This window comes from Paenarthrobacter sp. CM16, assembly GCF_013179505.1.
GTDB lineage: Bacteria > Actinomycetota > Actinomycetes > Actinomycetales > Micrococcaceae > Arthrobacter.
Map to the genome: position 1 here is coordinate 1 of NZ_JABMCX010000336.1, position 4,646 is coordinate 4,646.

At 62.1% G+C, this 4,646-nt stretch carries 3 protein-coding genes and 1 pseudogene; 2 read left to right on the forward strand and 2 right to left on the reverse strand.

Features of this window, described 5'->3' with window-relative positions; genetic code table 11:
* Together HP499_RS21050 and rarD are read right to left on the reverse strand one after the other, a co-directional pair.
* A pseudogene (locus tag HP499_RS21050) lies at positions 1 to 840 on the reverse strand (sugar isomerase); the annotation flags it as partial.
* A gap of 181 nt (positions 841 to 1,021) precedes the next feature.
* Positions 1,022 to 2,101, reverse strand: a complete 1,080-nt coding sequence (gene rarD, locus HP499_RS21055) for an EamA family transporter RarD (RefSeq protein ID WP_172326070.1) — start codon at positions 2,099 to 2,101, stop codon at positions 1,022 to 1,024.
* A gap of 118 nt (positions 2,102 to 2,219) precedes the next feature.
* Here rarD and HP499_RS21060 point away from each other — a divergent pair, with 118 nt between their 5' ends.
* Both HP499_RS21060 and HP499_RS21065 read left to right on the forward strand, forming a co-directional pair.
* Entirely contained in the window at positions 2,220 to 3,662 is a 1,443-nt protein-coding gene (locus HP499_RS21060; RefSeq protein WP_172326071.1) for an FAD-dependent oxidoreductase, read from the forward strand.
* Positions 3,663 to 3,811: 149 nt separating this feature from the next.
* Positions 3,812 to 4,646: GAF domain-containing protein (locus tag HP499_RS21065; protein WP_172326072.1), on the forward strand; the 835-nt coding region annotated here is incomplete at its 3' end.

The window sequence follows — 4,646 nt, forward strand, 5'->3', positions numbered from 1 at the left end:
GTACGGCAGATAGGAGTGCTGAACGTAGGAGCCATCGGCGTAGAAGCCGTCGCCACTGGTGACGTAGGTAAACACACTGTTGATCCCGCCTCGCACTGTGTCGCTCAAGGCGTCGCGTCCCAGGGCGATCTCGCTGGGATTGCCGTCCAGGATACCCCGCATGCAGCAGGCCAAGGACTTGTCCACGCGGTTGGCGCCGGTCTCTGCCAAGGATGTGGCACGTCCGCGCCAATTCGGGTTGGGCGCGAACCACCGGACGGCAGCCAACAATGACGTGCGGAGAGCTTCTGGAACTTCAGCGTAGAAGAGCGTCAGGATGTCCACGGTCTTCCGGGGCACGCCGATCTCCCAGAACCACCAGTTGCCTGCCGCCTTGGTGGACGGCTTGTAGGCAGTGCTGCTGAGGAGCTGAAGCCCCGAAACGATGTCTGCGGCCAGCTCAGGGTTGCCGGCGTAGGGGTTGCCCGGCACGGCGTATCCAAGTGCCATGTCGTAGAGGCGGTTGAAGTGAAGTCCCATGTTGCCTGTGGCCGCCGCGGACTGTCCGATTCCAGTCAAAGGGATGTCGCTCCACAGGGATGTGCGCGCTGCAGACTTGTCCATGGAGCTCCACCAGTCTTCGGCGGTCTTGCCCATTGCCTCAAGCTGCGCAGCGAGTTCGGGAATGTCCGCGGCGCTGCGGCCGCCGGTGAGAACCAGCCGCCGTCGATCTATCAGCTCCTGGAGTCCGGAGGCGGCAAACGAAGGCCCGGCCTGGGAAAGTAGGGCACCTGCCAGGGCGGCTGCGCCTGCCGTGCGGAAGAGGGTCCGGCGACTCAAAGTGGGTCCGTTGAAGTTCAAAACTGCTCCGTTCAAAACTGTTGCCCGGAGCGCCCAACCCACTTGGTGCGAGTTACGTGGGAGCGGGTGCTCAGGGCGGGGACGGTGGTCAGAAAGCTGGGAAAGTTTCCGCAACCTTATGTCCGCTTCCGGAACCCCTCAACAGAAATGAACAGAACTGCACAACGCGTCTTGGACTTGGCTACTGCGCAGCAGCCAGGCGCGCCCGCTTCTTGAGCACCGAGTTCTTCCGCGTGGTCCGCAGCATGTCGATGGTCAGCAGGATCAAGGCCAACCACACCACACAGAAGCCGATCCAGCGGGCCGTGGTCATGGTCTCGTTGAATACGGTCAGCGCCACAACGAACTGGAGGACCGGGGCGAAGTATTGCAGGAGGCCGATGGTGGTCATCGGCAAACGGCGGGCTGAAGCGCCGAAGAAGAGCAACGGTACGGCGGTAATGACACCCGAAGCCACCAGCAGCCAGAAGTGCCCCGCTCCCTGGGTAGTCAACGTAGCGGCTCCGGTGGCGCCCAGGACCACCATGGTGATGGCGGCGAACGGAACCAGCACTACTGTCTCCACGCTGAGGCTGGTGAGGGCGTCCACCTTGGGCCCCACGCGCTTCTTCACAAAGCCATAAAGGCCGAAGCTAAAGGCCAGGATTAGCGCAATCCACGGAAGTTGGCCATAGGAGAAGGTCAGGACTCCCACCGCAACGAAGCCTATGCCTACCGCAGCCCACTGCAGGGGACGCAGCTTTTCCTTCAGGACGAAGACGCCCAGGAGGACCGAAACGAGCGGATTGATGAAGTAACCCAGCGAGGTCTCGACGGCGTGACCAGTGGTGACCCCGAAAGTATAGGTAAGCCAGTTGATGGCAATCAGGCCCGCAGCCAAAGCCAAGGGGCCGAAAACTGATTTGTCCTTCACCGCTGCACCAAAGACCCGCCAGGCCCGCGTAATGGTGATGAGCAATGCACAGAAGATCAAGGACCAGACAACCCGGTTCGCCACGATTTCCACTGCACTGGCCGGCATGAGGACAAAGAAGTAGAGGGGGAGGAGCCCCCACAGTCCGTAGGCGCCGATTCCAAAAAGGATTCCCGCTGTCGACTCGCTCCGTACAGGCTTACTGCCCGGGATCCCGGCACCGCCGGTAACCTTCCCGCCGCCCCCGGCAGTCGTCGTCGTGGGCTGGTTTGAAGAGGAGTTGGCAGTTATCTGATCCGGAGTCGACACATTGGCGCCAACACCGGCTGCGTCCGCAATATTCCGCAATCTTGGTGAATTTCCGTGACTCCTGCCATATAAGCGTCCGGGGGTAGGGTCGACATCTAGAATTGGAATCTGCGCGCCCCAACAACGGGCGTGGCTCACTGCTTCGGAAGGGCTAACGGTGTCCAACTCAGCCGCAACAACCCCCAATCGTCCGCTTCGCATTGCAATCGTTGGCGCAGGACCCGCAGGCGTCTATGCCGCGGACATCCTGACCAAATCCAACGAGGTCAAGGACGGCGAGGTTGAGGTCAGCATCGACCTTTTCGAGGCGTATCCGGCGCCGTACGGTTTGATCCGGTACGGGGTTGCTCCTGATCACCCACGCATCAAGGGGATCGTCAACGCCCTGCATAAAGTCCTGGACCGTGGCGATATCCGCTTCCTGGGCAACGTGACCTACGGCAGGGACCTCACCCTGCATGACTTCCGGGCTTTCTATGACGCCGTCATTTTCTCTACCGGTGCCATCAAGGACGCCGACCTGAACATTCCCGGCGTTGAACTCGAGGGGTCCTTCGGCGGCGCCGATTTCGTGTCCTGGTACGACGGACACCCGGACGTTCCCCGCGACTGGCCCCTGGACGCCAAGGAAATAGCCGTGATCGGCAACGGCAACGTGGCACTGGACGTCGCCCGCATGCTGGTCAAGCACCCCGAGGAACTGCTGGTCACCGAGATTCCGGACAACGTCTACGCCGGTTTGAAGAACTCCCCGGTCACCGACGTCCACGTCTTTGGCCGTCGTGGTCCGGCGCAGGTGAAGTTCACGCCGTTGGAACTGCGCGAACTCTCGCATTGCAAAGACGTTGACATTGTCCTGTACCCGGAAGACTTCGAGTTCGACGAAGCCTCGGACGAGGCCATCAAAACCAACAACCAGATCAAGACCATGGTCAACACCATGACCAACTGGCTGGTGGAGGAGCACGCTGAATCCGAGCAGCCTTCCTCCCGCCGCCTGCACCTGCACTTCCTGCACAGTCCAGTGGAAATCCTGGATTCGCCGGAGACGCCCGGCAAGGTGTCCGGCATCAAGTTCGAGCGCATGCAATTGGACGGAACGGGCAACGTCAAGGGCACGGGGGAGTTCATCGAGTACCCGGTCCAGTCGGTGTACCGGGCCATCGGCTATCACGGTTCGCCGTTGGAGGAGCTTGAGTACGACGCCCGCCGCGGTGTCATACCGAACGACGGCGGTCGCGTCCTGGGTGCCGACGGCGAGCCCGTGCCGGGAATCTACGCCACGGGCTGGATCAAGCGCGGACCGGTGGGGTTGATCGGCCATACCAAGGGCGATGCGTTGGAGACCATCGGCTTCCTCCTTGAAGACCGGCTCAACCTGCCCCCGGCGGAAAACCCGGATCCGCAGGCCATCATCGACCTTCTCGACGAACGCGGCATCGAGTACACCACGTGGGAAGGCTGGAACCGTTTGGATGCCCACGAGGCCGCGCTGGGTGCTGCTTGGTCCGAAGGATCCACCGGCGAAGGCGAGAGTGTTGTTCGCGAGCGCATCAAAGTTGTTCCGCGCGAGGAAATGATCCGGATCTCCCGCGGCTGACAAGGCGTTTTTGCACAGCTGATGCCCTTATTCGGCTGCTTTAGGGGCTTCAGCTGTACAAAAACTCCCTTCCCCGAACTAGACTTCTCGATACTGTCCCGCCCACCACATGTGCAGAGCACTGTCATAGCGGACTACCAGGGAGTTCGATGAGGAATCCAGTCCATCAGCCGGTTCCAGGCAGCGAGGCCGCGGAGTTGCTGCAGAAGCGTGCCCTCTCAGGGCATGAGCGCTTGGATTCCTTGCGTCTCGGAGTGCCCGAGGACATCGCCGGATTGCGGCGCCTGGTCCGTGAATCCTGGCAGAGGTCCGCGAGCCTGCAGGCCAACCCGGACGTCGCCGAGGCGCCGCTGGCGATGGACCGCGATGAGCTGGAGGAGTACCGCAGGCAGCACCCCTTGGCCACCATCATGCCCGTGATCAAGAAGCTCCTGGTTCAGCCCAGCCATGACAGCGGCTTGTTGGTGGCAGTGGGAGACGACGTCGGGCGGCTCTTGTGGGTGGATGGTGATCCCGTGATGCAACGCCGTGCTGAAAGCATGATGTTCGTGGCGGGCGCCGACTGGTCCGAGGCCTCCGTGGGTACCAGTGCACCCGGTACCGCCTTGGCCCTGGATAGGAGCATCCAGATTTCCGGCGCTGAACATTTCAAGCGCTCCGTCCACCCTTGGAGCTGCACTGCTGTTCCCTTCCATGACCCCGATTCCGGCGCGGTCCTGGGCGTTGTGGACATCACCGGCACCGAAACTGCGGTGGCGGCACACACCCTTTCCCTGGTGGAGGCGACCGTTGCGGCAGCCCAGGCCCAGTTGCGCATTGAACGTTTGACACTGGCGGCCGCCGTCAAAGACAAACCCCGACGCCGGAGCGCGGCCGCCGCCTCCGGCCACACGCTGTACCGGAACAGCCTGCAGTTGTTGGGACGCGACCAAGCCTTGCTCAGCATCGACGGCAGGACAGTGTCCTTGTCCGCCAGGCACAGCG